This is a genomic window from Spongiibacter tropicus DSM 19543, from assembly GCF_000420325.1.
GTDB lineage: Bacteria > Pseudomonadota > Gammaproteobacteria > Pseudomonadales > Spongiibacteraceae > Spongiibacter > Spongiibacter tropicus.
The window spans coordinates 2,002,321-2,028,250 of the sequence record NZ_ATUS01000001.1; the positions used below are offsets into that span (position 1 = coordinate 2,002,321).

General features: G+C 58.1%; 24 protein-coding genes. 15 read left to right on the forward strand and 9 right to left on the reverse strand.

Annotated elements, in window-relative coordinates:
* The first annotated feature begins 82 nt into the window (after window positions 1–82).
* Together G411_RS21430 and G411_RS0109395 are read left to right on the forward strand one after the other, a co-directional pair.
* Window positions 83–2,686, forward strand: coding sequence for an ankyrin repeat domain-containing protein (locus G411_RS21430; protein WP_022958943.1), 2,604 nt, complete (start codon window positions 83–85; stop codon window positions 2,684–2,686).
* Window positions 2,683–3,147 carry a hypothetical protein gene (locus G411_RS0109395; protein ID WP_022958944.1) on the forward strand — a complete coding sequence of 155 codons (465 nt, stop codon included), beginning with the start codon at window positions 2,683–2,685 and terminating at the stop codon, window positions 3,145–3,147. The genes G411_RS21430 and G411_RS0109395 overlap by 4 nt, the downstream gene beginning before the upstream one ends.
* Window positions 3,148–3,185: 38 nt before the next feature.
* Here G411_RS0109395 and G411_RS0109400 read toward each other — a convergent pair whose 3' ends face one another.
* Window positions 3,186–3,707, reverse strand: coding sequence for a MarR family winged helix-turn-helix transcriptional regulator (locus G411_RS0109400; RefSeq protein ID WP_022958945.1), 522 nt, complete (start codon window positions 3,705–3,707; stop codon window positions 3,186–3,188).
* A gap of 218 nt (window positions 3,708–3,925) precedes the next feature.
* On the opposite strand from G411_RS0109400, the gene G411_RS0109405 reads away from it, so the two are divergent.
* The 8 genes from G411_RS0109405 to G411_RS0109440 all read left to right on the forward strand — a co-directional run bounded on the left by G411_RS0109405 (window position 3,926) and on the right by G411_RS0109440 (window position 11,384).
* The gene (locus tag G411_RS0109405) at window positions 3,926–5,266 is read left to right on the forward strand and encodes an aldehyde dehydrogenase family protein (protein ID WP_169530653.1); all 1,341 of its coding nucleotides are present in this window, start codon (window positions 3,926–3,928) and stop codon (window positions 5,264–5,266) included.
* The gene (locus G411_RS0109410; protein ID WP_022958947.1) at window positions 5,263–6,522 is read left to right on the forward strand and encodes a cytochrome P450; all 1,260 of its coding nucleotides are present in this window, start codon (window positions 5,263–5,265) and stop codon (window positions 6,520–6,522) included. The genes G411_RS0109405 and G411_RS0109410 overlap by 4 nt, the downstream gene beginning before the upstream one ends.
* On the forward strand, window positions 6,519–7,352 hold the full coding sequence (locus G411_RS0109415) for an enoyl-CoA hydratase-related protein (RefSeq protein WP_022958948.1): 834 nt from the start codon (window positions 6,519–6,521) through the stop codon (window positions 7,350–7,352). The genes G411_RS0109410 and G411_RS0109415 overlap by 4 nt, the downstream gene beginning before the upstream one ends.
* A complete protein-coding gene (locus tag G411_RS0109420) occupies window positions 7,349–7,651 on the forward strand; it encodes a 2Fe-2S iron-sulfur cluster-binding protein (RefSeq protein WP_022958949.1) in 303 nt (100 codons plus the stop codon). Before G411_RS0109415 ends, G411_RS0109420 begins: the two co-directional genes overlap by 4 nt.
* Window positions 7,652–7,661: 10 nt before the next feature.
* Entirely contained in the window at window positions 7,662–8,057 is a 396-nt protein-coding gene (locus tag G411_RS19975) for a nuclear transport factor 2 family protein (RefSeq protein WP_022958950.1), read from the forward strand.
* Entirely contained in the window at window positions 8,047–8,427 is a 381-nt protein-coding gene (locus G411_RS0109430) for a hypothetical protein (RefSeq protein ID WP_022958951.1), read from the forward strand. Before G411_RS19975 ends, G411_RS0109430 begins: the two co-directional genes overlap by 11 nt.
* Window positions 8,428–8,484: 57 nt before the next feature.
* On the forward strand, window positions 8,485–10,851 hold the full coding sequence (locus tag G411_RS0109435; protein ID WP_022958952.1) for a TonB-dependent receptor: 2,367 nt from the start codon (window positions 8,485–8,487) through the stop codon (window positions 10,849–10,851).
* A gap of 101 nt (window positions 10,852–10,952) precedes the next feature.
* Complete coding sequence (locus G411_RS0109440; RefSeq protein ID WP_022958953.1) at window positions 10,953–11,384, forward strand: hypothetical protein; 432 nt, start codon at window positions 10,953–10,955, stop codon at window positions 11,382–11,384.
* 62 nt (window positions 11,385–11,446) lie between these two features.
* On the opposite strand, the gene G411_RS0109445 is transcribed toward G411_RS0109440, so the two are convergent.
* Entirely contained in the window at window positions 11,447–12,268 is an 822-nt protein-coding gene (locus G411_RS0109445) for an ATP-grasp domain-containing protein (protein WP_022958954.1), read from the reverse strand.
* Between the two features lie 186 nt (window positions 12,269–12,454).
* Between G411_RS0109445 and G411_RS0109450 the strand changes: the two genes are divergently transcribed.
* The 4 genes from G411_RS0109450 (at window position 12,455) to G411_RS0109465 (ending at window position 15,594) form a co-directional block, all read left to right on the forward strand.
* Window positions 12,455–13,888, forward strand: a complete 1,434-nt coding sequence (locus G411_RS0109450) for an SLC13 family permease (protein ID WP_037508461.1) — start codon at window positions 12,455–12,457, stop codon at window positions 13,886–13,888.
* Window positions 13,889–13,915: 27 nt separating this feature from the next.
* A complete protein-coding gene (locus G411_RS0109455) occupies window positions 13,916–14,311 on the forward strand; it encodes an MAPEG family protein (protein WP_022958956.1) in 396 nt (131 codons plus the stop codon).
* Between the two features lie 11 nt (window positions 14,312–14,322).
* On the forward strand, window positions 14,323–14,745 hold the full coding sequence (locus G411_RS0109460) for a GFA family protein (protein ID WP_022958957.1): 423 nt from the start codon (window positions 14,323–14,325) through the stop codon (window positions 14,743–14,745).
* 90 nt (window positions 14,746–14,835) lie between these two features.
* Window positions 14,836–15,594 carry a DUF3800 domain-containing protein gene (locus tag G411_RS0109465; RefSeq protein WP_169530655.1) on the forward strand — a complete coding sequence of 253 codons (759 nt, stop codon included), beginning with the start codon at window positions 14,836–14,838 and terminating at the stop codon, window positions 15,592–15,594.
* A gap of 191 nt (window positions 15,595–15,785) precedes the next feature.
* On the opposite strand, the gene G411_RS0109470 is transcribed toward G411_RS0109465, so the two are convergent.
* The 7 genes from G411_RS0109470 to G411_RS0109500 all read right to left on the reverse strand — a co-directional run bounded on the left by G411_RS0109470 (window position 15,786) and on the right by G411_RS0109500 (window position 23,057).
* Complete coding sequence (locus G411_RS0109470) at window positions 15,786–17,105, reverse strand: DSD1 family PLP-dependent enzyme (protein WP_022958959.1); 1,320 nt, start codon at window positions 17,103–17,105, stop codon at window positions 15,786–15,788.
* Window positions 17,098–18,486 carry a D-arabinono-1,4-lactone oxidase gene (locus G411_RS0109475; protein ID WP_022958960.1) on the reverse strand — a complete coding sequence of 463 codons (1,389 nt, stop codon included), beginning with the start codon at window positions 18,484–18,486 and terminating at the stop codon, window positions 17,098–17,100. The genes G411_RS0109470 and G411_RS0109475 overlap by 8 nt, the downstream gene beginning before the upstream one ends.
* Window positions 18,487–18,495: 9 nt before the next feature.
* Window positions 18,496–18,891, reverse strand: a complete 396-nt coding sequence (locus G411_RS0109480) for a c-type cytochrome (RefSeq protein WP_022958961.1) — start codon at window positions 18,889–18,891, stop codon at window positions 18,496–18,498.
* Window positions 18,892–19,030: 139 nt separating this feature from the next.
* Window positions 19,031–19,861, reverse strand: coding sequence for an enoyl-CoA hydratase/isomerase family protein (locus tag G411_RS0109485; protein WP_022958962.1), 831 nt, complete (start codon window positions 19,859–19,861; stop codon window positions 19,031–19,033).
* 11 nt (window positions 19,862–19,872) lie between these two features.
* Entirely contained in the window at window positions 19,873–20,634 is a 762-nt protein-coding gene (locus G411_RS0109490) for an SDR family NAD(P)-dependent oxidoreductase (RefSeq protein ID WP_022958963.1), read from the reverse strand.
* A 41-nt stretch (window positions 20,635–20,675) separates the two neighbouring features.
* Window positions 20,676–21,923 (reverse strand): sulfotransferase family protein, encoded by a 1,248-nt coding sequence (locus G411_RS0109495; protein WP_022958964.1) that lies wholly within the window; start codon window positions 21,921–21,923, stop codon window positions 20,676–20,678.
* 18 nt (window positions 21,924–21,941) lie between these two features.
* Entirely contained in the window at window positions 21,942–23,057 is a 1,116-nt protein-coding gene (locus G411_RS0109500; protein ID WP_022958965.1) for a DUF1214 domain-containing protein, read from the reverse strand.
* Between the two features lie 270 nt (window positions 23,058–23,327).
* Here G411_RS0109500 and G411_RS19980 point away from each other — a divergent pair, with 270 nt between their 5' ends.
* Window positions 23,328–25,925, forward strand: a complete 2,598-nt coding sequence (locus G411_RS19980; protein ID WP_022958966.1) for a metallophosphoesterase — start codon at window positions 23,328–23,330, stop codon at window positions 25,923–25,925.
* Window positions 25,926–25,930: the final 5 nt, after the last annotated feature.

Genomic DNA, 25,930 nt, shown 5'->3' on the forward strand with positions numbered 1-25,930 from the left:
GGCAGCGTATCCCCAATATAGGGGTTTCTTGGTGTTATAGCGCTGCTATGATGATTTTTTACCCTCCATAAAGGACCCTGCCATGACCCGCCTTGAGGACAAGCTACTTAAGGGACTGACCCTCCTGGCTTTCGCTCTCATTTCGGCCTGTGCCAGTTTCTCGCCGTATACCACCGCCGCTAATCAGGGCGATCTCAGTTTTATCGACAGCTATCTAGCCGAGGGTGGTGAGGTGGATCAGCGCGACGGCTTTGGCAATACCGCGCTGTATCAGGCGGCCAAGACCGGGCAGCTTGCCGTGCTTGAGCGCTTATTGGAGGCGGGTGCCGATCCGGGGCTGACGGTCGGTGAGCAGGGGGATACGGCATTATTGGCCGCGGCGGCTTCCACGGTGGATGGTGACAAGATGGTTGCCGCCCTGCTGCATGCGGGTGCGAATGCCGAACAGAGCGACATTTCCGGGGTCACGCCGCTGTGGTCAGCGGTGGAGGCGAACAACCTCGATGCTGCTCGCCTGTTGATCGATGCCGGTGCGAACCCCAATGAGATGGTGCACGGCTATACCCCGCTGATGCTGGCGGCGCATAACAAGTACAGCGATATGGTGAAATTGCTGCTGGTGCGCGGAGCGGATGTAGATGTGCTGAGCGATGGCGTAGAGGTGGGCTACAACGCGCTGTACTTTGCGGTTGAGCTGCGTCACTGGGAACAGAAAAGTGGCTGGCAAAGTGCCACGCCGCTGGGTCGTGTCAGCAAATACTATGATGGCAGCAATGGCGCAAATGCCATTTTCCTGCTCGACCAACAGCAGAAGGTGGTGGATATACTGCTGGCGGCGGGCTCTGACCCCGACGCGACTCGGGGGGAGTGGACGGCACTGACCCGTGCGGCGCGGCAGGGCGCTGATGCCTCGGTGGTTGAGGCGCTGCTGTTGGCCGGGGCCAATCCGAATTTGAAGTCGCGGGAAGATTATTCGCCGCTGTATCTGGCAGCGGGCTGGAATCGCGCGGCGCAGGTCGATGTCTTGCTGGCCTTGGGCGCGGATGTGGATCTGGGCAATGACAACGACAATGAGACGGCGATTTACAATGCGGCGAACAACGGCCACCTGGAGCCGGTAAAAAGTCTGCTGGCGGCAGGTGCCGATGTGAATATCGCTGATGGCAAGGGCTTCACCGCGTTGTACCTTGCCAGCTATGACGGCTATACCGAGGTGGTGCAGTACCTGATTGCGGCGGGTGCCAACATGGATACCCGCAGTGGCAAAGGGGGCTGGAGCCCGCTGCATACGGCGGCGGATAAGGGCAAAGAGGGTGTGGTCCGAGAGCTGATAGCCGCCGGTGCTGATGTCAATTTCCGCAGCAGCGGGGATTACTCCGCCATGTATTACGCCGCAAAATCCGGCAAGAAGGCCGCTGAAGATATCATTAAAATGCTGGCGGTGGCCGGTGGCGATGTGAACGCGCGCTGCAACGGCTACTATCCCCTGCACATGGCGGCCGATAACGGTTACTACGACGTTGTTAAAACACTGCTGCAATACGGTGCCAATCCCAATCTGCGTGACAAGGACGACGATTCGGCGCTGGATATCGCCATGCGTCACGGCTACCAAAAAACCACCAACTACATACAGCAGTACGGCGGGCAGACCAATTCCTACAGCAAGTCCTCCGGCGGCGGCGACATGTTCGGCAAGATTTTCGCTACCGTTGCTATTGGGGCTATCGCGGGCAGTGCCGATATTCCAATAGAAAACTCTCTCGATATTATGGGCGCCGCCGTGGGAGATATCTGGGTGGACGATGGTCAGGGCAGTCGGCTGGCGACCATGCAGCAGCAAATGGCGCAGGGCACTTATCAAATCAAAGATCCGGCGCTGCGCAGTCTGGCGGAAACCCGCATGCAGTTAGAAAAACAAAACCGCGACATTCAGCAGCAGGTCGCGGCCTATAACGCCGAGCAGAAGCGCCGTCAGGAAGAGCACCGACTGGCGATGGCGCAGCGACAGGCGGAATATGCCGAGCAGAAAGCGGCCTACGAACAGCGCCAGCGCGAAGCCGCTATTGCCCGGCAGGAAGCGGCTCGCGCTGCGGAGCAGGCCCGGCGCGACGCGGAAATTGAGCGCCAGAAACAGCGTGCCGAGGAGCAGGCGCGCCGTCAGCAGGAAGCCGATGACGCCCGGGAGCGGGAGCTGGCAAGACGTGCCGCCGAAGCCGCAAAACCCAAGCCCCTCAGTGGCAGTATTCGCAGCGGCCGAATGAATGAGGGTGAAGGCGCGGATTGCGACTGCGAAGGCACGCTGACCATGCAGAGCTTCAGTGTGGGTAGCTGCCAGGTGTCCTCGCTGGTTGTGGCCTATGAGGTCAGCCATTTCTTCGGTGAGCCCACCGTTAACGGGAAGTATAAATGGCAGACCAGTGGCGCCGATGATGATTGTCTGCCCAGCGACTTTAATCTCTGGCTGAAAATCCAGAACGGCGATGCCTACGGCTACATCGAAATCGATCCGGCCATTCCGCGTGCGGGTGCGGTGTCCTATTCGGGGACATCGGGCAGCCCCAACTGGGACAGCTTTATCTGCGGCTATCAAGGGGGTAAAGCGACAGCCTGTTTCGATGCAGCCAGCGCGAAAACGCTCTATAAACACGGGCGCATTGTCGGCGTGGAGGCATCACACCAGTGAGTGGCGATCCGATACCGTATGCACCGAGGCGCTGCCGGTTTCTGGATATCTGGGAGCTCGGCGACTGGCAGCTAAAGGTCTATGGCATTGTCTATGACGACGCGCCACTGTCCCCCGATCTGGTAGCGGCGGCCCGGCAGTTGGCTGAGGAGCGGCTGGCCCTGTCCGCCGAGCAGACGGGCCACTACAAGGTGGGATTTGTGGGTGTTCATCAGGGAAAAACATCCCACTTTGTTTTCGTAGACTGGTGGGCGGACAGCAACGAACTGCATCACCATGTGTATGTTGCGCCCCTCGATGCGCCGACGGCGTTCAGCTACACCAGCCCATCAGGCTTGATTGCCTGTGTGTGGGATTTGGAGTTGATGGCGTTTGAGCGAAAGGCCTGGGTGCACACCGCGATGTCACCGCAGGGCGATATCGCCGCGTATCTCAATCGTCACTTTAACGGTGATCTGTGAGGCGGTGTTTTGTAGGGCAGTGTTTTGTAGGACAGGGCTCAGTGGTCATCCGCTGAGGCCGAAAACTCTTCATCCATACGCATAAACATATAGACGCCCATCCGGTTTTCCTCGTCTGAGAAATTGTCGGTAATGCGTCGAATCACCTCACAGGCGCTGGCGATCATGGTTTTGCAGTGCTGTTTACCCGCAGGGGTCATGGTGACCAGTTTTTCGCGACCGGAGTTCGGGTCTTCGGTCAGCTCGATATAGTGCAGGGGCTCTTTCGCGAGTGCGCGCAGGGCCTTGGAGACACTGCTGCTGGTAATGTCGTACCAGTTGGTCATCAGCCGCACAATGTCCTTGCGGCTGATCGACGTTTCACCACTGCGCTGCATCTCTGAGCGCAGTATCCACATGATGACGGTCTGGTGGCGATCCAGTTGCCCGCAGCTCATCAATCCGGCTTCTATCTTCATGCCAATAGAGAAGTGGATGGGATAGAAATAATCCAAAAACATCTCTGGAGCATTGGCGCTGGTGGCCGGTACATCCTCGAATTTTTGCCATTCCTTGTCCAATTTTATCTCCAACGCACTGATTTTAAGCGCATTTTTAACCTGGAAACTGTTTTTGTCAAGAATAATGTCTTTGTAACGACTGTTGTGTTTTATTAATAGTGTCGAGTTGACACTGTTTCTAAAAGAAAATAATATCGCCTCAACAATAACAAACAGAGACGGTATTTCTGGTGGATGCTTCATCGCTTCATGCTGCGTATACAGGCCTGAAAAAGGGCGTGGCCAAAACGCCATACCCGACGGCGGCCCTGCGTCGTGACCGGCTGCGGCGGCTCAAACAATTGCTGGTGGAAAACGAGCAGGCGTTCTGTGATGCCCTGTCGGCAGACTTCGGTTATCGCTCGGCGGATCAGTCCCGCTTCGCGGATATCACCACTACGATCAAATCGGCGAATCATGCGCTGGATAATCTCGGCTTCTGGATGCAGCCCCAACGCCGCGTGGCGGACCTCAGCCTGCGCCTCGGCGGCGCTCGATGCCGCGTGCACTATCAGCCCAAGGGTGTGATCGGCATTGTCAGTCCCTGGAATTTTCCGGTGAATCTGGCGCTGTCGCCCTTGGTAAGTGCGCTGGCGGCAGGCAATACGGCCTATATCAAACCCTCAGAGCTGGCTCCGCGCTGTGCAGAAGTATTGGCTGAAGGCGTTCGCCAGCACTTTTCGCCCGACGAGGTGAACGTGGCCTGCGGCGATGCCGACGTGGCCCGCGCGTTTGTGAGCCTGCCTTTCGATCACCTGATTTATACCGGCGGCGAACGCATCGCCAAATCGATCATGCGCGATGCCGCCGACAAACTGACGCCGCTGACGCTGGAGTTGGGTGGCAAGTCGCCGGTTGTCGTGGGTCGAGGCAGCAATTTGCCGCGACTCGCCCAGCGCCTGATGTTCGGCAAGTTCTTCAACGCTGGTCAGGTGTGTATTGCACCGGACTATCTGATGATTCAGCCGGAGCAACTGCCCGTCTTGCTGGATGCCCTGCGGCAGGCGCTGGCAGAGATGGATCGCGCAGCCGGTGCCGACGCCGTGCAGGTAATCAGCGATGCGCACCGGGCGCGCCTCAAGCAGCTTTGCGACGACGCCGAGCAATACGGTGCGACGCTGCACCGCCTGAAACTGGACGGCTCGCCTTACGAGCTCACCGTGGTGGTCGATCCGGGTGAAGATGCCTTGATCCAGCGCGAAGAAATCTTCGGGCCGGTGTTGCTGGTCAACACCCACGCCGACTTCGCCGAGATGCTCGATGAGCTGCAACACCGCGACTCACCGCTGGTGTCTTACTACTTTGGCAGTGCCGACCAGGAATTTGCCCAGCTACGCCAGCACAGCCGCTCCGGCGCGCTGGTGAAAAACGATGTGGTGTTTCAGTACGCCAACGACGACCTGCCCTTTGGCGGTATTGGCAGCTCCGGCATGGGGCGCTATCGGGGCATTGATGGTTTCCGCGAATTTTCCCACGCCCGTGCCGAGTTCCACGCACCGCGTATCGACCTGGCTGCAATGGTGACGCCACCGTTTTCCAGCCTGTTCTCAACTGTTAACAAAATGATGAGGTGGCTATGAGCGCTATCACTGCAGCGCCGCAGAACGCGGCAAGTATTCTCGACAATATGCTGTCGCCGGAATGTATCCAGAATCCCTATCCGGTGTACAAACAACTTCGTGAGCTGGGACTGGTTTACGGGCTGCGCGACTTCCCGCCCGGCACGGTACCCGGTGTCGACACGCCGTTTCCCGCCTGGGTCGTGACGCGTTACGAAGACGTTGATTTCGTATTGAAGAACGCCGATCTGTTTTCCTCGGAAGACCCGATGCAGGCCAATTCCAGCGCCCCGAGTCTGATGCTGGTCAACCATGACCGGCCGCGCCACACCGCGTTGCGCAATCTCGCCAAAGCGGCTTTTACCCCCAAGCGAATTCACGACGATATCGTCGATCGCCTGCGCGCCGACGTGCAGAAAATTGTGCAGGACTGTCAGGGCGAAACCGTCGATTTCATGGAGCGTGTCGCCGGGGTCATTCCCGCGATGGTGATGACCTACCTGTTCGGTCTGCCGCGTGAGGACTACAAAAAGCTGGTCAACTGGGCCAATGCCTTCATGGTGTCGTCGGACTTTACCCCCGAGCAGCGACTGGCCTGCAACGAAGAGCTGTTCCACTACTTCGTCAACAAGGTCGAGCTGCGCAACCAGGCCATCAACAACGGCGAGTCGGTGCCCGACGATCTGATGTCGGCGTTCATTCGCGCCGAGTGTGATGGCGATGTACTGACCAAGGACGAAGTCGTCCTGTTCTGTATCACCCTGGTGGTGGCGGGTGCAGAAACCACCACCTATTTCCTCGGCAACCTGATGGGCGTGCTGCTGGAAGATGCCGAATGGTTTGACCGCCTGAAAGAAGACCGCACACTGATTCGCCCGTTTATGGAAGAGTGTCTGCGTCGTGACGGACCGCCACAGCGCCTGTTCCGCGTGGTGAAGCAGGACTGTGAAATCAACGGCCAGCCGATCAAGGCCGGTGACTGGATTGCTTTCTTCATGGCGGCAGCCAATCACGACGAAAGCATGTTCCCCGAGCCGGAAAAATTCATTATCAACCGCTCGAATATCTCCCGCCATCTCACCTTTGGCCGAGGAATCCATCACTGCCTGGGCGCACCGCTGGCGCGAGTGGAAGCCGAGATCATGCTCAACACGCTGTTTGATAGCTGCGTGGGGCTGGGGGGTTCACTCAGCGAGTCGCGCCGTCAATCCGGCGGTCTGCTGGCCTATGGCTTTGCCTCGCTGCCGGTACGCCTGCTGGCGGAGGGCCAGGCATGAGTGACTGGCAGAATTTTTCCCTGCAGAAAGACGGCGGCCTTTACCGCCTGACGCTGCACACGCAGTGCAAGGGAAATGCCTACAACCGTTTGTTCTGGCAGGAGATGGACAGTCTGCTGGCGGATTTGAAGCACGACAGCGCCTGTCGGGTTCTGCTGATTGATGCCGAAGGTCGACACTTTGGCGCCGGCATGAACGTGGATTATCTGGCCGAGCTGAATGTCAGCAAGGGCGATGATCCGGCCCGTTACAACCACTGGATTCGCGAAAAAGTGCTGTATCTGCAGGCGGTGATCAGCCGCCTGGAAGCACTGCCCATGCCGGTAATTGCTGCGGCGCGCGGCGCCTGCATCGGCGGATCGCTGGCCATCTTTGCGGCCTGCGATCTGCGCCTGGCTGACAGCAGTGCCTTCTTCTCTATTCACGAAACCCAGATCGGCATCATGTGCGATCTCGGCACCATCCAGCGCTTGGCCTGCCTCTGTGGCGAGTCGGTGGCCACGCGAATGTCGCTGACCGGCACCCGTATCGACGCTGAAGAAGCCCTGCGCGTGCAGTTGCTGAGTGCGCCGGCCGCCGCGCCGGAAGCCCTCGACGCTGAGGCCCGGCAGTTGGCTGAGAACCTGATGGCACTGTCGCCGCTGGCCCTGAGCGGGGTGAAGCGCACGCTGATTGAGGGGCGCGACATGAGCTTTTCGGCGTCGCTGTCGATGTCGGCTAGCTGGAATGGCGGCATGTATACCAGCCCGGAAATCCGCGAAGCCATTGCCGCCCAGCGTGAGCGCAAGGCGATGGACTACCGCCCGCTGTATGGGGAGGTCGCGCAATGAGAGTGCTTGTTACCGATCGCCAGCAGCAGTCTGCCGAATATCTGGTGGAGGACTTCCAGGAGTTGTTCGACGAGTTGTCGTCGCAGATGAAGATCGACGCCCTGTGTGGCGGCTGCTGTTCCTGCGCGACCTGCCACGTGTATCTCGACGAGCCCGAGGTCGCCGTTCCGGCAGAAGACCAGGAAAAGGAGGTGTTGGAGGGACTGATTCACCACCGCGATAACAGTCGGCTGCTCTGCCAGTTGGAAGCCAGCCAGGACATCACCGAACTGAAAATTCAGATCGCCCCCGCAGAATAAGGAGAAAATAATGCGTAATCTTGAAGTGACTCAGGAAATCTTCAGGTGCTTCGGCGCCCACGATGTCGACGGCATTGTGGAGCTGCTGCACCCGGAGTGTGTGATCGATTTCTACGGCCCCGAGGTCATCCCCTATGCGGGGCACTACGAGGGGCTGACGGAGTGTCGGGGCTTTTTCGACACCGTGTTGTCCTCGGTCGATATTCATGTTTTCGACGCCGATCAGTTCATCTGCGAGGGCGAGCATGTCGTGGTGGTGGGCAAACTTCGCCTCACCACCAAGCGCGATGGCAGGGAGATTAAGTCGCCGTTTGTTCACGTGATCCACTGTCAGGATGGCAAGTGGAAACACTTCCGCGACTTTATGAATACCGCGGTGGCTCAGGATGCCTTCCGTGAACGTTGAGAACCGCCACCGCCTGGTCTACCACGCCGACCTCGGTCTGTTCCTGTTGCTGGCGACCCCCTGGGTCAACCAGCAGTTGCTGACGCTGATTTTTTCCTTTGGTCAGCAGGAGCTGTATCAGGGCGCTGCCGCCCAAGCCATTACTGTGTTTGTGGGACTGATGGGCGTGCTCGGCTTTGGCCTGAGTTATCTGCGTCTTGGCGTTGATGACAGTCGCACGGTGGTTGCACGCAGTGCTTTGGTCAAAGCGCTGGCCGCGCTGTGGCTGTTCTACGCCTATCTCTGCGGACTCTCTCCGATATTTCTTTTGCTGGCTGCGATGGATGCGGCGGCGTTGCTTTTGTTGCTGTCGAGCCTGCGCCGACGGTAGCCCACAGGACGTGCTCTAACAACTGACGAATAACGATTAAAACAGGGTACACAGACAATGAAGACAAAGACCCGCTTACTGGCGACCTCGGTGTTGCTGGGCTCTGGCGTGATAGCGCCGGTCGCAATGGCTCAAGAGGGCAGTGCTTCCCGTGGCAGCCGCCTGCTGGAAGAGGTGATGGTCACCGCCCAGAAACGCGAAGAAGATTCGCAGGATATACCCATTATGATCAGCGCCTTTGGCGCCGATAAACTCGACGCCTTTGGCATTGAAGCCACCGCCGATCTGCAAAAGATCACGCCGGGGCTGACCTTTACCTATGCCTACGGCTATACCGTTATCTATCTGCGCGGCGTGGGTACGGATGCCTTTCTGCCGAACGCTGACCCCAGCATTGCCACCTACATTGACGGTATTAACATCGGCCCCAGCCAGGGTAAGCAAGATACCCTCGGTGCCGTACAGCGGGTAGAGGTATTGAAGGGACCGCAGGGCACACTGTTTGGTCGGAACGCCACTGGCGGTGCGATCAATATTGTGACGGAAGATCCGCCGGAAGAATTTGTCGGTACCCTGAAAACCGAATTCGGTAACTACAACGCCGAGTCCTATCAGTTGTATTTAGGGGCGCCGATCACCGACAGTATCGGGGCGACGGTCTCCTTGTTCAAAAGCCATCAAGACCTGTACGGGCGCAATGAAATCTTTGGCGAGCCGGGTCCGATGCGCGATGAATTTGCCGAGGGTGCGCGGGTAAAAATTCGCTGGGATATTTCCGATACCTTTAACGCCACCTTGATTGGCTCCTACGGAAACCAGTTCACCAGTAATTCGCTGTCGCAGGAAAATACCCGTCCCTCACCGTTGCTGTTAGCCGGGACCGAGCCGGACGAACTGGATCGTGTCTGGCACAACAATAAGCTGGGCGGTAACTCGACCATGAACGAGCTGTACGGCGGGATTTTCGAATGGCTGCCGGGCCCGGTCGATATCAAGTTTATCTACTCGGAAAACTATGCCGATGTGGATGAAGCCCACTACGATCTCGATTCGACCGAGTTGTCGGAGGCTTACTTCTACAGTGCAGACCAGTTCAACAATCAGAAGACCTATGAACTGCAGATACTCTCCAACGAGGATACCTGGCTGTCGGAGCATATTGAGTGGGTGGCGGGTCTGTATCGTCTGGAAGGTGAGGGCGGTTTCGGCAGTCTTTATCTGACACTGAACGCGGCGGGACTGGCGACCAATCTGATCGGTTTGCCGCTGCCCGATATACTCGGTCCGATTCTGGGGCCGATCATTAATATGACGCCCGATGTGGTATTGGGCAACGGCGGGATTCTGGAGACCGAGTCTAACTCCGCGTATATGCAGGCCACCTGGTTTACAACAAGCTGGCTGAATATTACCGCCGGGGTGCGTTATCAGGAAGAAACCCGCGGTATCACCAACAGCTATCTGGATGTGGTGAATCCGCTGGTCGGTAATCCGCCGAATGAATACTACAAGTCGGGTGACCAGTCGCAGAATATTCGCTTGGCGGATTTCTCTGCGCCGGATCTGGAAGATAAAACCATTTCTCCGCGTATCGCAATTCAGCTTTTCCCGACCGAGAACCTGCAATTGTTTGCGTCGGCGCAGCGTGGCTATAAAAGCCCCACGTATAACATCGTGAACTTCTTTACCGACCCTAACCCGGTTGAGCGCGAAGAAGTCACGGCGTTTGAGCTGGGCTTCAAGTCCGATCTGTTCGACGGTGCGCTGCGCTTGAATGGTGCCGTGTTCAAAACCGAAACCGAAGGCTTGCTGACGGCACTGGTGGCCATTCCCTCAGGGGGTATTGTCAGCTTCCGAAACGCCGGTACTTCTGAAATTGAAGGTGCGGAAGTGGACTTCCAGTGGCAGCCGATGCCCAACTGGAACGAGGGCCTGGTGATTACCGGTGGCGCGACGTATCTCGATGCCTACTACACCGACTATAAAGACGGTGCGGGTTTCGATGACGATACCGGCCTGTATTTCGGCTCCGACAGTCTGCTGGGTGACACCGCACGGGACTTCTCCGGCAACCGGATTGTGCGCACGCCGCGCTTTACCTCCAGCGTATCGCTGAACCAGTTTATCCACGCCGGTGACTGGGGGGCATTCGAGTTCGGCCTGGATTATTACTACAACAGCGGCTACAACACCACGCCGCAGAATTCGCCGTTCTACGAACAGGACCAGTACGAGTTGTGGGATGCGCGCCTGTCGTATTTCTACGATCCGCTAGGCATTCAAATTACCGGCTTTGTTCGCAATGCCAAAGACAAGGAATATACCCAAGCCATGATCCAGCAGGATTTCGGTCGCACCGTGACGCTGGCGCCGCCGAAAACCTATGGGGTGAAACTGAAGTGGGACTTCGACACGCTGTTTTAAGCCGAATTATGTAACGAGTTGAACTAGCGCTTTGCCGGGATCCCTGCGCTGACATATCCCGGTTTTTTTCCCATCATTAATTAATAACAAGAGGAATTGCTATGAACCCCTATCGTCGGACTATTTGCCGTCTCGCATTGGCCGCGTCACTCGCTGCCAGCTCACTGGCTGCTCAGGCGCAGCAGGGTCTGCTGGCTATTTTGCCGATTGGTGGCGAGGCGCCCACGCTGGCAATACTCGACCCGATTGTACAGCCCCTGACGGATGCCGGTGTGCTTCCCCAGGGTGTACAGAATCTCGATTTGCTGATTGGTATAGGGATGGAAGTGCTGACCAATGAGAACGGCCTGATGGATACACTGGGTGGACTCGGTGGTCCGGTGACTGCGCAGTTTGTGCCGGTCTTGGATGTGCTGATGACATCGCCGCTGAGCACTCCCGGTTATCTGTTCTTCGAGGGTGGCACCATTATAGGTCCCAACCTGTCGGTCGTGCCGGTCGAGATTCCGATCGTTAACGCGCCACTGAATTAACCCAACCTCTAGGGTCTTGACGCCAGCACCTCGGTGCTGGCTTTTTTGCGTTTGGTTCAGCGCTACGCAACGCGCTGCAGGCGCCGCGGTGGATTGCGCGGGTAGTTCGGCCCGGTCGGTTCCGACTGGGCCAGCAGATAGGCCTGCACCGCTTCGCGCACGGCTTTATCGCCACCGGCCACTGCCTGGTTGCCAAACAGGCGATTAAATTCCAGCACGTAGGGATGTTCGCCCACCATCGCAATATCAAAACCGGCGTGATTGATATCCAGGCTGCGTGCCAGATGCAGTGCCAGCTGAATGGCCGCGTCGGGTATCGGGCTGTGGTCACTCTGACCGCCCTTGGCGATGTTGTTATAAAAGCCCTGTTCGGCCTGCAGACGCCAGTAGGCGGAAATGACCTCATCACCGACGATCACCACGCGAATATCCCGGTCGATGGGCAGGTATTCCTGCACATAAATCACCTCGCTGCGCTGCAGGTAGGCGTTCCAGTCATCGCGATTATCGATCAACCACACGCCGGCGCCCTGCGAGGCTTTGGGCAGCTTTGCCACAAAGGGCAGCAGCATGTCCTGCCAGGCCTGTTCGGCATGTTCCGGGGTATTCGACAGAATCAGGGTATGGGGCGTGTTGGCGGGCGCGACCAGTTCAAAGGCGCGGCTCATCTCGATTTTATTGTGGCCCAGCCGATAGCTCGCCTCGCTGGGAAACACGCGGGCTTTCAGCCCGTACACCAGCGCGTTGAGTTGCCAGTACTCCGGGTAAAGAACCCAGTCGGCGGCACTGATCTCATCCCGGCAGCGGAACACATCGCCGGGTTTTAAGCACAGCGTGTCGGCAAAACCGAGCGTTCGGAAAACATCAAAAGAAATCCATGCCATGATAGTACACGCGAAATTGAACGGCGGATTTTTAAGCCCAAACCGTCGCGCCGTCAATAGCGGCAAACGGGGAATTTTCCGACGTACCACACGCCCTATTCAGCGGCTCTATTGATCTCAGCGCTGGCACGCGGCTAATTTCAGCCGCTACACTTCTGACTCGTGTTTGATTTTGGAGAGTCGCCTGTGACTGAACCCCGGCACAGCCCTGTGAAATGGCCCGCCTTGCTGGCGGGACCGGCCCTGCTTCTGGTTGCGCTACTGTTGCCGCCACCGGCGGGCATGGCCCCGGCCGCCTGGCTGTGCGCGGGCATGGGCCTGTGGATGGCGGTGTGGTGGGCGACTGAGGCGATTCCCATTCCCGCGACCGCGCTGCTGCCGCTGGTATTGGGGCCGCTGCTGGGCCTGACGACGATGACGGGCGCGGCTCAGCCCTACGCCCATCCCATTGTGTTTCTGTTTATGGGTGGTTTCATGCTGGGGCTGACGATGGAGCGCTGGCAGCTTCACCGCCGTCTGGCATTGGTCATTCTCTGTAAAGTTGGCGGTGAACCGCGCCGCCAGATAGCGGGATTTATGCTGGCTACGGCATTTTTGAGCATGTGGGTCAGCAATACGGCGACCTCGGTGATGATGTTGCCCATCGCGATGTCGGTAGTGGGTCTGCTGCCGCTTGAGCTGGGTGATCAGCGCCGCCGGTACGCGGTAGCCCTGTTGCTGGCCATTGCTTACAGCGCCAGCATCGGCGGCATTGCCACGCTGATCGGCACACCGCCCAATGCGCTGCTGGCCGCTTATCTGCACAGCAGCCACGGCATTGAGCTGGGCTTTGCCCAGTGGATGATGTTGGGCCTGCCGGTATCACTGGCCATGTTGCTGTGCTGCTGGTGGCTGTTGTCCCGAGGGGGCTTTGGCGATATCGAGCGTTACTGCGGCGCCGATATCAGCCGGCGCGCGCTGGCCGATATGGGCGCAATGAGCCGCCCCGAACGCCGTATTGCCGCGGTGTTTGCCATCACTGCCGCGGCGTGGATTTCCCGTCCGCTGATTACCCAGTGGTTGCCGGGCCTGACCGATACCGGCATTGCCATTCTGGCGGGGGTGATGCTGTTTATCCTTCCCGCTGGCAAGGATCACCACCACTTGCTTGACTGGCCCACGGCCCAGCGCCTGCCCTGGGGCGTGTTAATGCTGTTTGGCGGCGGCCTGTCGCTGGCGGCGATGATCGGCAGTTCCGGGCTGGCGGAGTGGATTGCCCAGCAGTTTGCGTTGCTTGAGGCACTGCCGACATTGGCGCTGGTGGTGCTGATTGTGGTGGTGATGATTTTCCTCACCGAACTGACCAGCAATACCGCCACCACGGCTGCCTTTCTGCCCTTGCTTGGCGCCCTGGCGGTGTCGCAGGGTCTGTCACCGATCCTGTTCTGCGCCGCGGCGGCGGTTGCGGCGTCCTGCGCGTTCATGATGCCGGTGGCCACGCCGCCCAATGCCGTAGTGTTTGGCAGCGGCGAACTGGAAATCCGCGATATGATGCGCCAGGGCTTTCGCCTCAACCTGTTGGGGATCGTGCTGGTCTCCCTGCTGGCTTACGGCGTGATCAGTCTGTTCTGGCTGGCCTGAGCCAACAATAACGACAAGGAGTAAATCATGAGTACGCCGCTGGTTTGTATCGCTATTCTCGGCGCCCTGTGTTTTGTACTGGGCTTGAATGTAAGCCTTGCAAGAATGCGGGCGGGGGTGGGTTCCGGTTGCCCGGATGACCCCAAAGACCCGCTGCACAAAGCGGTGCGCGCTCATGCCAATACCATTGAGTACGCACCGGCGCTGATGCTGCTGATATACATTGCCAGCCAGGCGCAGATTGCCAGTTGGGTGATGTGGACCATGGTCGCTGCTACCGCCTGCCGCGTGTTAATCGTGATTGGCATTATCGGCACCCGCAGCCTCGCACGGCCGAATCCCATGCGCTTTACTGGCGCGCTGGGCACCTATATCACCGGCCTGATTCTGGCCGGTGTCGTGTTGAACATGGCCTTTGTGTAGGCCGCTATCAGATGGCGGGTCCTCACGCGCTAAGCGGGCGCTGCCACTGCGGCGATATTGCTGTAAGCGTGCAGCTTAGCGGCGCTGCTGAACGCTATTCTCCCCGTGCCTGCGACTGTGATTTCTGCCGCTTGCACGGCGCCTCGTACCTCTCTGACCCGAAAGGGCAGCTGCGCTTTACAGTGCAGTCGGGGGCGGTGCTGAACCGCTACCGGCAGGGTGCCGGAGAGGCCGACATGCTGCTCTGCGGCCGATGCGGTGTGCTGGTGGGGGCCTGCTATGAGCGTGATGGTAGCTGCTATGGCACTGTGAATGCGGCGGTATTGCCACCGGTATTTGCCGCGCCACAGCCGGTATCGCCCAAGCAGCTGTCGGCGGATGAGAAGACCCGTCGCTGGATGCTGCTGTGGTTTCCTGATGTGGGGATAGGCTAGCGTTGTCTCCCGCCTCCCCTGTTTGGCGAAATTTTGTGGCTATACTCGTTACTTAAAACTTAGCTAATAACAGGGATGGTTATGTATTTCATGTATGTAGATGAAAGCGGTGATTGTGGTTTAAAGAACAGTCCTACCCGATACTTTACCCTGTCTGGTCTTGTCGTTCATGAGTTGAGGTGGAGTGAATTTCTGGAGAGGATAATTGAATTTAGAAAAAGGATGAGGAATAGCTTTGGTTTGCTTATGCGAGAAGAGATTCATTCTGCGCATATGATCAATAATCCAGGAGATCTGGTTCGTATAAAGAGAAATGATCGTCTAACGATTATCAAGTATTTTTTGAATGAAATCGCCGGAATGCCAGATGTGAGTGTCATCAATGTCGTTGTTGATAAAGAAGGCAAGGCGGAAGACTATGATGTTATGGTCAGGGCTTGGGAAGCTTTGATTCAGAGGTTTTCAAACACGATGTCTTATAGAAATTTCTCCGGTCCGGCAAATGCTGATGATAGAGGAATGATTATTCCCGATAATACCGATGTCAAAAAAGTACAGGGACTTCTCAGAAAAATGAGAAAATTTAACCCAGTACCTAATCAAGGCATCTATGGCCGAGGCTACCGAAATTTAACGATTGGAAACTTAGTGGAAGATCCTTTTTTTAAAGACTCTAGAGATTCATACTTAGTACAAGCTGCCGATGTGATTGCTTTTTCACTATATCAAAAGCTTTCACCGTCTTCTTACATTAAGAAGAAGTCAGCACACAGGTTTTTCGACAGGCTTGATCCAGTGCTTTGTAAGGCAGCATCAAGCATGGATCCAGAGGGGATAGTAAGGCTATAAAAAATAAAGGGGCCAAAAGGCCCCGGATGAATCCTACTAGCCGATTGAGTCGACGTTCAGATTCACTTGGAATGCTACCGTTCAGACAGTAAAAGTCAAGTTGGTAGTTGCCTTATCTTTGTAGTAGCTGGATACCTTGTTGTCGGAAAATATAAAAACAAATATTTACAAAAAATATACGCTACCTATAGTCAGGCCCCCTGCTGAAACACCGGCCAAACCTCGCTGATATGCTCGCCGTCGAACACAGCAATATCGCCGAATTGCAGGAAGACAAATTCGCTTTGTGAGGGGCGCAGAAATACGAAGTCATCCCGCTTCAGTTGAACGCTTTCCGACCCGTTGAGCATTTCCTGGTTGGTGGAGCGGCCGAACAAGCTGTTGGTCTGTAAGCCTGCGGGGGATTCCGGTCGGGATTTCCAGTAGCCGCCGTAGGTGAAGAACGTCCGGGCGGTGTTGGGATCCCAGGCAGAGAGCAGACCGGCGGCGCTTTCCAGGCCGGGAATGTGGGTCTTATCCAGCGCCTTGATCACCGGGGTAGCGATAAATGCAGCAGGGACATGGTCGTTGAGGCTGGGCACGTCGAAGTCAGTGGGCATGACCAGCGCCGAGCCGGTGGCGAGTTCGTTACAGGGTGCCGGGCCGCCGAACATCTGTGGCTGGTACATCTGATAGGTTGAGCTGCCACCCGCATTCAGGGTGAGGGTGGCGGGGTCGAAGGCGTCTTTCAGCACGTCCTGCGCAGCGGCGACACAGTCGCGGTAAAAGCCCATGGCCGCCTCCAGCGCCTTCGGTGGGCCGCCGACAATGCCCGGCATTTTCGACACATGGGCCTCGTAGCCCATAAACCCGGAGAAGCTGAGCAGTGGATCAGCCTGCAGTACCTCAATGGCCTTGGCGACGTCCCGAGCGTCGGTGAAGCCGCCGCGGTGCAGGCCGACATCCAGCTCCAGATTGATGCGCATGGGCTGCTGCAAGGCCTGAGCGAGCTGGCGATATTCCTGCAGGCGCTCCGGGCCTTCGATCAGCCACTGCAGTTGCCGGTCGGGCTGAAATACCGAGTCCGCGGGGTGAAACTCATAAAAGCGCTGAGCCATTTTCACCGGCATGGGTTTGCCCAGCAGCAGCTTGGCATCGGGCATGTCCCGGGCCAGCAGGTTGAGAAACGGCTGGTGGAATACCATCACCCGGTCAGTGCCGGTCTGGGCGCGAACGGTATTGATCAGCGGCAGGCTGGGCAGGGATTTGCCGACGATGCGGTAGTCAAAATTGCCGTTGATATGCTGCGTGAGCTTGCCGATATTGCTGTCGAGCCGGGCCTTGTCGATGACCAGTGTCGGCCGGTAGAGACCGGCCTCGGCCAACGCCGCCTGCAAGGCGAGAAAGTAGGGAGTATGCGCACCACCGTGATCGCCGGGACGCAGCAGGGCTCCTCCCGCGATCAGTGCGCCCAGGCCGCCACCGGCCCAGAGTAGGCGGCGACGGCTGGGGTTGCTCGGTGCATCAGACATCGGTAAATACCTTTCGCAGGTGGTCGTTGAGCATCACGCCCTTGGGATCGAGGCTCTGGCGAATATCGTTAAAGTCTTTCCAGCGCGGGTAGCGCGCGGCGAGTGTGGCGGCATCCAGCGTGTGCAGTTTGCCCCAGTGGGGGCGGCCTTCCATCGGCTGGTAAATCGGCTCGATGGATTTGAAGTAAGGCAGGAAGTCTTCTTCGTAGTAGCGGTGGGTCGCCAGCGACGCAGAGGGTCGTTTGTAGAAGGGGCTTAACCAGGCATCATCTTCCTGCACGACGCGGACTTCCACCGGGAAAAACACATCGGGGTGTTGGGTCTCGGCAATTTCACGCACCTTGCGCAGGGCGGGCACGATGGCCTCGCGGGGCAGGTGATACTCCATTTCGTTGAAACGCACCGCGCGATCAGAGGGGTAGATGTTCCACCACCAGTCGACGCTTTCGGTGGGCTCGGTCATGGCCGCCACACTGCTGACCAGCTTGCGGCGCAGGCCGGGCCACCAGGCGGTGTAGTCGCGGAGCTTCTGCAGGTCGCGCACCGAATCATTGTCGGTGTCTTCGCCACGGGGGCTGACCGGCTCGTCGCTGAGGTCGGTGGTAATGACCAGCGCGTAGTCGCAGTGCGGGATGTAGTACATTTCGAAGTTGCGGTGATTATTCGCCAGCTCGTGGAAGTTATCGAACACTTCTTCGATGGGCCGCATCTCGGTGCGCAGCTTGAGCTTGTAGGGCTCGACATTCTTCAGGGTGTATTCGGTGATCACGCCAAGGCTGCCCAGCGAGACGCGGGCGGCATCGAAGATATCCGCATTCTGTTTGCGGCTGCAGTCCAGAATGTCGCCGCGCGGGGTGACCAGTCGCAGCGATTCCACGTAGCTGTGCATGGCCCCAAAGTTGGCGCCGGTGCCGTGAGTGCCGGTGTTGAAGGCACCGGCCACCGTCTGCTGGTTGATATCGGGCATATTAGGCAGGGCCTGCCCCAGTTCATTAAGCTGTCCGGCCAGTTGCCCGAGTTTCACGCCGGCACCGACGCGGGCACGGTTGCCGTCCAGTGCCTCCACCGAAGAGAAGTGGCGTGTTGAGAGAATGCTGCCGTCGGTGGGTACCAGCGCCGTGAACGAGTGCCCGGCGCCCACCGGGCGCACGGTCAACTCGCTGGTTTTCAGCAGCTCTGCCAGCTCGTCCTCGGTTTTCGGACTGAGCCGCGCGGCGGGCTTGGCCTTCTGATAGCCCGACCAGTTCTGCCAGGGAATGCGGCGTGCACTGCTGGCCGCTTTGCCGTCGTTCTCTGCCAAAGCGTGGAGAGGTTTCAGGGTCAGTTGGCCCGCAAACAGGGCCGAGAGCAGACTCGCTCTATTAAAGTCGCGTCGTTTCATTAGGGGCTGTTATTCCTGGCCGGCCATAAAATTAATAAGGGCAACAAATTCTTCTTCGCCGCAGTCCATGCACATTCCCAGCGGAGGCATACCGTTAAAACCGTTGATGGTGTGATCCAGCAGGGTGTCCATGCCCTTGGCCAGTCGCGGTGCCCAATCCCCGCTGTTGCCCGTGCGTGGTGCGCCTGCCGCGCCGGTTCCGTGACAGCTATAGCAGCTTTGGATGTACAGCGATTTGGTGTCGGGGTCGGTGGGCATCAGCCGCTTGCTGTCGACAGCCGCAGTGGTATTGCCGGTGGTTCCGGTTGTTGCGGCACTGTTATCCGGGGCCTTTGAGCAGGCGGCGGTCAGCGCGAGAACAGCAATGGAAACAAGGGAGAGCGAGCGGAATACAGGGCGTATCATTGAAGTACCTTTTACCAGAGGTGGTGGCCGGGCAATCTGCATTCCCCGTGCCATATCCTTATGTTTTCACCAGAAACTTTGATTACATACGGGAATGCACGCCAATTGCAAGTCTGTGTCGTTTCTTGTCATGACAAGATCAGTCAAAGCGCGGCTTGCGTTTCTCGAAGAAGGCTGCGGCCGCTTCCTCAACATCGCCGCTGAGGCCATTGAGAATCTGGTTGCGGTTTTCCAGCATCAGCGCCTGTTGCAGCGAGGTGGCATTGAGGTTTTCCCACATTGCCTGTTTGGTGGAGATCAGGCCGTAGGGGCTGAAATCGCAGAGGCTTTCGGCCAGTACGGTGGCCGCGTCGCGCAGCTCGGCGTCGCTGGTGTGTCGTGTAATGAGTCCCCAGTCCAGCGCCTGATGGCTGTCGACGACGCGGGCGGTCAGCATCATATCGTGGGCACGGCTGCCGCCAATCAAACGTGGCAGGGTGTAACTGACACCGAAGTCACAGCCGGACACTCCGAGGCGAATAAACTGCGTACAGAATGTGGCGCTCTCGGCGGCAATGCGCAGGTCGCAGGCCAGCGCCAGCGCCAGACCGCCACCGTAGGCATGGCCGTGAATCGCGGCGATGATCGGCTGTTGAATACGCCGCATCAGCAGGGCAATTTCGGCCATATATTCCTGAGCGCGCATGCCGCTGCGACTGCCCGCCTTGATATCGCCGATGGTGGCGCGGAGGCTGTCGGGGTTGTTCTGGTCCAGCAGGTCCAGACCGGCGCAAAAGGATTTACCGGCGCCGCTCAGAATGACCACCCGACACTGGTTGTCGCGATCAATCAGTTCGAAAGCGGTTTTCAGTTCGCGAATGAGTTGCCAGTTCAGCGCATTGCGGGCGTCGGGGCGATTCAATACCAGCCGCACGACGGGCGGGGCAGGACGCTCTAATCGCAGGCAATCAAAGGTGGGCTCGTTCGACATCGTACTGCTCCTCAAGACACCATAAAGCCGCCATCGGCCACCACGGTGCTGCCGGTGGTATAGGCCCCCATATCGCTCACCAGGTAGAGCAGGGGGCCGACGATTTCCTCCGCATCGGCGATGCGCTTCTGCACATTGCTGTTCAGCGTGGCTTCTTCAAAGCCGGGAATACCAAAGCTGTTGCTCAGCATGTCGGTCATATAACTGCCCGGCGCCAGCGCGTTTACGCGAATATTCTGTGCGGCCCATTCGGCCGCCATGACTTTGGTGAGTGTTTCCAGCCCGGCCTTGGTCATGGCATAGAAGCCCATAAAGGCGCTGGGCTTGAGGGCGCTTACCGAGATCACGTTAACAATACTGCCGCCGCCGTTTTCCGCCATGTGCGGTGCCAGCCGTGATGCCAGGTACCACGGTCCTTTCAGATTGACGTCCACCATCTTGTCGAACATGGCCGGCGCCAGTTCCGACAAGCCGCCAAAGGCCGGATTGATACCGGCGTTATTGATCAAGATATCCACCTTGCCCATCTCGGTGATGGCGGTGTCGATCAGTGCGTCGAGACTGTCGCAGTCGCCGGTGTGTGCGGCGACGGCAATCGCTCGGCGTCCCATACCGATGATTTCTGAAACAACCGCTTCGCAGGCCCCCTGCTTGCGGCTGGCAACGACGATATCGGCGCCCGCTTTAGCCAGCCCGAAGCACATGGCGCGCCCCAGTCCCCGGCTGCCACCGGTGACCAGTGCGACCTTGCCACTGAGGTCCAGTTGATACATGTGTTTTCCTCTTCCGGGTGATTGGGCGTTGGGGCGGCGATCTAAAATTCTGACGCGACGCCGAAGTAGTCCTGATAGCTTTGGCAGCGCTTGCGCTCGGTCTGGTAGTCGAGGCCACTGTCTTCGAAGCGGTGTTTATGACCACCATCTTTGTCGTGAGGATTGCTGGCGATATAGCGGCGAATGCTCTCGGCAAAGGTCTCGCTGAAGGGCAGCTCAAAGGTGTCATAGATGCGTTTGACGGCGCCCGCCTGATCCGCCATGAACTCACTGAACTGAATATCCACTATCTGCTCCGGGGCAATGCGTCCGGACTGGCGAACGACCACGGAATTGTCCAGCGCTTCCATATTGTTGTCGGCCCATTCCCGGGCAATCTCCAAAGGGCGAATATCGTCGCTGCCCATTGAGCGCAGCGTAGGCAGCATGGACGCCATCGATGAGGCAATTTTCAGCGGGTCGCGGTGGGTCTGAATCAGCTTGGCGTCCGGGTATTCGTCCAGCAGTGCATTGAGATGCCAGAGATGGCCGGGGGATTTCAGCACCCAGCGCTTGCCGGGGCAGCGCCACTGCAACAGTTGCAGCAGGCAGCGGTGGTAGCGGTAGATGGGAGCCATATCGGCCTCGTGACTCAGCCAATGCTGGTAGCCGGGAATGCGATAAATGGTGGAATTCACCATGCTGTGAAACGCGTGCCGCGTGAGGATGATGCACTCCTGAGGCAATTGCTCGCCCATGCGGTGCATCTTGGTAACCTCGGGAATGAGGTAGTGGCTGAAGCGCAGTTCCTTGGCGGCGGCGCGAATGCGCGGGTCGCTTTGATAGCTGGCGGTCTCCGGCGGCGGACAGGGTGCGTCGGCTTCCCAGGTGAGGGGCAGGCGGTTGTCCGGGTCGAGCTGCATCAGTTCGTGCAGAATGGTGGTGCCGGTGCGCGGCATCCCGATGATGATCAGTGGCGCTTCAATTTTCTCGTCGGCAATTTCCGGGTAGCGGTTGAACCAGTCCTGTACCTGAAGCTGCACGCCCAGCGCTTTGATGATGTCGGCGCGGGCCATCTGGCGGCCCAGTGGCGTCAGCGCGGCTTCGTTTTCCAGTGACTCGATCAGCGCGTCCATGCCCTCGGTAAAGGGGCCGGGGCCAAAGTCGCTGAGCTTGAATTTGCGGCAGGCCTCGTCGATCAGCTGCCCGGCGTCCAGCGGCTTGCCTTTGAAGCCGAGACTGGCAAAGCCGCGGCCCAGATGGTTGAGCGCGCGAATGGGAAAAGGCGGTTTGGGGGCGATGGCGTTCACTTCGGTTTTCTCCGCGGCTCAGGATGACAGGCTGTCGATGTCGACGACGTCGGCCTGCGGGGTGTCGATATCGCCTTCGGGCAGAAAGAAACGCCAGAACACGATGCCCAGTGCGCGACCTTCGGTATCCAGCCAGTTCGGCACCCCCGGATCGCGGTGCGCGATGACCATACGGAAGTTGCCGTCGGCATCCGCTTCGGTCTGGGCGCGATTCAGTGACACCTGCCGGTGCTCGTAATCGAAAGTCTGCTGGTGGCGGGTCCACAGGTTGACGTTGGCAAAGCGGCAGCTCGGCCAGCGCCCGGTGATGACCAGTGCCTGATCGGGGCCCAGGAAATAGGGCGCCATGGAGTAGGCGGCGTCGAAGGCCGACAAGCCGAAATCACCGGGTTTAACCGGCTTGGGAAAGGCGTTGGGCACAATCGAGACAAAGGCCGGATTGTCGGCGTTCGCCATGGGCGGCATACCCAGTGTGCGGCTGCGGACGAACCCGGCAACGCGGCGAATGCCGGCTGCAATACTCTCGTCATTGGGGGCAGTCGGTGGCGGTGCCTGATCGAGTCGACGAATCGACAGTACCGGCTCCCGGGCCGGGTTGCCCGCTGCGCACTGCGCTTCTTCAAAATAGTGCCGGGTGGTCAGCCGCGAGGCGCCCTCCGGCAACGGCAGCCAGTTGCGCTCGGCGGGCTCGCCACCCACGCGCAGGGTGAAGTTGCCGTCGGCATCCACATCGAACTGGGTATCGTTGATTACGCCCGCCGTTCGGCTGGCCATGCTGCCGTCTTCGGTGCCCACCTCGACGGTGATCGACACATAGACGGCGCTGTTCATCGAGCCCTGTACCTCGTACTGGAAGTCCGGGCTGACCGGCGTATCGAAGTAGATGGCGTCGCTGTTATCGCCGGTAAATTTGCGCTGCGGCGTGACAATGCGTCGAAAGCGCGGGTAGGCGGGGTCGGATTCAAACATGGTCGCAAGGCCGCCCTCCAGCACATGCATCAGCGAGCGGTGGGCGGCGGCGACATCGTCCTCGCTGTGCAGATTCCATTCGGGACCGGCCCAACGCTGGTCAATTTCTTCAAGTAAATCAATTAATTCCCGCAGTGCGCTGCGGCTTTCTGTGCTGATGGTCATGGCGTCTTCCGCTGTTATTGTTGTGGGCTTGATGGCTGTCTGAGCGAGTAACGAATTAATTAATTAAGCCATAAGTTAAATAGCAGAGTACGAGTGTGACGTAGCGCCGGTCATCGTCCTTTTGGATGAGCCTGAGGGAATGGTGCCCGGGAAGTCGGCGGACGGCTGTGGCAATTACGCATGATATAGTGGCGCCGCTTCAAATAGGATTTGGGCCCCGACCGAGGTTTTCGGTGCGGTGAAGATTTTAAATAAACAGGGGCAGGCATCGTGGGGCGGGTTGGCTTTTTATTCTGGTGTGGAACTCTCATTGCGCTGGCTGCATGTGGTGGCGGTGGCAGCAGCAGTGGAGGCAGTGCGGATGGCGGCGTGCAGGAGGTGCTGGTTCAAGCTTCCGAAGCACGAGATATTTCCTTTGGTGACGGGGCTATGCTGAGCCTGTCTGCCACCAGCCTGGATAGCCAGCAAGCACTTCGTTTTGAAGTAGTGGGGGAGGACGGCGAACTTTTGTATCGCCTCGGGCCGGTGTCTCTCTCGGTACTGACTCCTGCGAGACTGACTTTACCGCTGTTGTCGGGTGGTTCGGGGCGCTGGGTGATTGCTCGGCAGGAGGGCGAGGCTTGGCGTCCGCTGCTCAGCTCGGTGCAGGGCAGCGAATCAGTATCAGCCAGTATTACCGAGTTTGGTCACTACCGACTGATTCCACAACCCCAGTTGAATGCAGTGCGCAACATTGGCCCGGCCTGCGATGAAAGTGCGTCGGAGCAGGATTTGCGCATTGTGCATGTGGCTGACCTTCACGCCCGCTATGGCAGCCCGGAGAAGCTGTTTGGCCGGATCAAGGCCTATCATCGGCAGGCGCTCAGCGATACGCCATATACGCTCTTTACCAATGGTGGCGACGATTTTGAAAAAGGCAGTGTCGCCGAGATGGTATCGGAAGGTGCTGCCACGGTTGCCGCGATTCAGGCCATGGAGTTCGATGTGCGGGTGGTCGGTAACCATGACTTTGCCTGGGGCGCCGATACGTTGCTGCAGCACGCAGAGGATGAACGTGCTGCGGTAATTGCCAGCAATAGTCACTATCAGGGCGATGCTCAGCCTTTTGCTGCCCGCGATATTGTTGCCATACAGCTGGGCTGTCTGAAAGTGGGTCTGTTTGGTATGAGCTCTGTGCCCTGGAATGAGCTTGATGAGCCACTGGAAAGCCTGCCGATCCCAGATTTTGTGCCCGGTATCCGCATGAACTGGCATTGGCAGCAGATTGCCGAAGGTGCCATCAGTCAGTACCGCGACCAGGTTGATGTACTGATTATGCTCAGTCACTTGGGTGTTGGCGCCGACCGGGAACTGCTGGAGCAATATCCGGAGATCGATATGGCGCTGGGTGGGCACACTCACGGTGGTACCGCGTTCGAGCTATTGGACGGCGGTAATATTCTTCTGCAGCCGGATTTCTATGCCGATGGTCTAAGTGATTTGGTGCTGAGCTATTCCCTGCCAGAAAAGCAGCGGCTATCCGCAACCGTAAATCATGTCCCAAGTCGCGATATCTCTGATATAGACCCCGCTGTTGATACCGCCGTTGAGGCGCTCATGGCTCAGTATGCGCCGGACGCCTATGCTGAAATCGCACTTGTCAGCGCCTATGCAGATGCGACAGCCGTGAGCGAAATAGCTGCTCGTGCGGCCAGATACCACCATGGCGCCGATGCCGCTCTGCTTGATCCTGCTTTGGTAGTACAGGCTTGGCTACCGGGCAGTGTGACGCAAACGGATTTTCATCGGGCGTATCCTGTCGAGCGCCAAGTGTCAGACACGCCCGGATTTAACGCTTTTTATCGTGTTCAGGTAAGCGCTGCAGAATTTGCTGCGATGCGTGCAGCGCAGCCAACATGGGTGGTTGATGCTGCTGATCTTGATGAAAAGGTAACGGTATCAGTGATTTTGCAGAAAGGCGCTGCGCTCAATATGCCGCGCTTTTTTAGCAATGTGGCACAGGCCGAAGCCAGTTTCCTGTCAGAGGCTTGGGAGAGTCTAGACAGCTATGCGCGCTATCGCACCAGCGAATGCCTATATATGGATCGTAATCTCGTTCTCCATGCCTGTACAGAAGATACGCTGACCACTACCTGGCAGTTTTTTGACGACGACGATCCCCTGAGAGCGGATAGCGGTCCTTCGAGCCTGAGTTTTTATCAGCAGGGCGGCGATGACACGGTATTTGCTCTGGCGTCGGCACTGGGATTGCCAGCCCTGCCCGGTGGTGACTCGGTGGTGATGGCCTTTCCTGGCTACGCTCCGGATGAAGGTCTGTTAGTAACGGCCGCCGTGCCACCCAATGCCCAGTTTGGCGCTCGCGTCAAACTGGGGGAGTACTCTCTGGTAATGGACCTCTTGTGGCCCGCTGCAAGCGATGGTCGTTGGCGGGCAGTATTGCAAACGGCACTCGATAACAGTGACGATGCGGACCTGTTTTTCCAGAATGCCGAGGCTGGCGGTATTGGCATTGCCAGCGGCAATTCCGGTTATTTCGGTAGGATACCCGCCGAGCAGTGGCACCGCGTTGCGGTGGTTTTTTACGCGGGTGAAACAAACGGTACGTTTAAAGTCTATATCGATGGTGAACAGATCGGCGCCAAAGCTGCCGGTGACGTTGGTGAGCGCTGGGCCATCGACGAACAGCTACTATTGCTAACCGACAATGGTTACGAAACGGAAGCAGGCTATGTGAATGCCTTGCTGTTTTCCGGACGAGCGCTCAGTGACAGTGAGTTGCAGCGCTTGGGCGGCCCCAAACAGCAGTTGCAACTCACATTGCCCACGGAGCAACTGCAACAGCGCGTGCAGCGTGCTCTACGGTTTTAAAGCAA

Coding starts and splice junctions, on each gene's coding strand:
- G411_RS0109475 (WP_022958960.1), bottom strand. CDS start 18,486: ATGAAACGACGCGACTTTAATAGAGCGAGTCTGCTCTCGGCCCTGTTT.
- G411_RS0109485 (WP_022958962.1), bottom strand. CDS start 19,861: ATGTCGAACGAGCCCACCTTTGATTGCCTGCGATTAGAGCGTCCTGCC.
- G411_RS0109445 (WP_022958954.1), bottom strand. CDS start 12,268: ATGGCATGGATTTCTTTTGATGTTTTCCGAACGCTCGGTTTTGCCGAC.
- G411_RS0109420 (WP_022958949.1), top strand. CDS start 7,349: ATGAGAGTGCTTGTTACCGATCGCCAGCAGCAGTCTGCCGAATATCTG.
- G411_RS0109415 (WP_022958948.1), top strand. CDS start 6,519: ATGAGTGACTGGCAGAATTTTTCCCTGCAGAAAGACGGCGGCCTTTAC.
- G411_RS0109500 (WP_022958965.1), bottom strand. CDS start 23,057: ATGACCATCAGCACAGAAAGCCGCAGCGCACTGCGGGAATTAATTGAT.
- G411_RS21430 (WP_022958943.1), top strand. CDS start 83: ATGACCCGCCTTGAGGACAAGCTACTTAAGGGACTGACCCTCCTGGCT.
- G411_RS0109470 (WP_022958959.1), bottom strand. CDS start 17,105: ATGTCTGATGCACCGAGCAACCCCAGCCGTCGCCGCCTACTCTGGGCC.
- G411_RS0109480 (WP_022958961.1), bottom strand. CDS start 18,891: ATGATACGCCCTGTATTCCGCTCGCTCTCCCTTGTTTCCATTGCTGTT.
- G411_RS0109440 (WP_022958953.1), top strand. CDS start 10,953: ATGAACCCCTATCGTCGGACTATTTGCCGTCTCGCATTGGCCGCGTCA.
- G411_RS0109490 (WP_022958963.1), bottom strand. CDS start 20,634: ATGTATCAACTGGACCTCAGTGGCAAGGTCGCACTGGTCACCGGTGGC.
- G411_RS0109465 (WP_169530655.1), top strand. CDS start 14,836: ATGTATGTAGATGAAAGCGGTGATTGTGGTTTAAAGAACAGTCCTACC.
- G411_RS0109410 (WP_022958947.1), top strand. CDS start 5,263: ATGAGCGCTATCACTGCAGCGCCGCAGAACGCGGCAAGTATTCTCGAC.
- G411_RS0109435 (WP_022958952.1), top strand. CDS start 8,485: ATGAAGACAAAGACCCGCTTACTGGCGACCTCGGTGTTGCTGGGCTCT.
- G411_RS0109455 (WP_022958956.1), top strand. CDS start 13,916: ATGAGTACGCCGCTGGTTTGTATCGCTATTCTCGGCGCCCTGTGTTTT.
- G411_RS0109460 (WP_022958957.1), top strand. CDS start 14,323: ATGGCGGGTCCTCACGCGCTAAGCGGGCGCTGCCACTGCGGCGATATT.
- G411_RS19975 (WP_022958950.1), top strand. CDS start 7,662: ATGCGTAATCTTGAAGTGACTCAGGAAATCTTCAGGTGCTTCGGCGCC.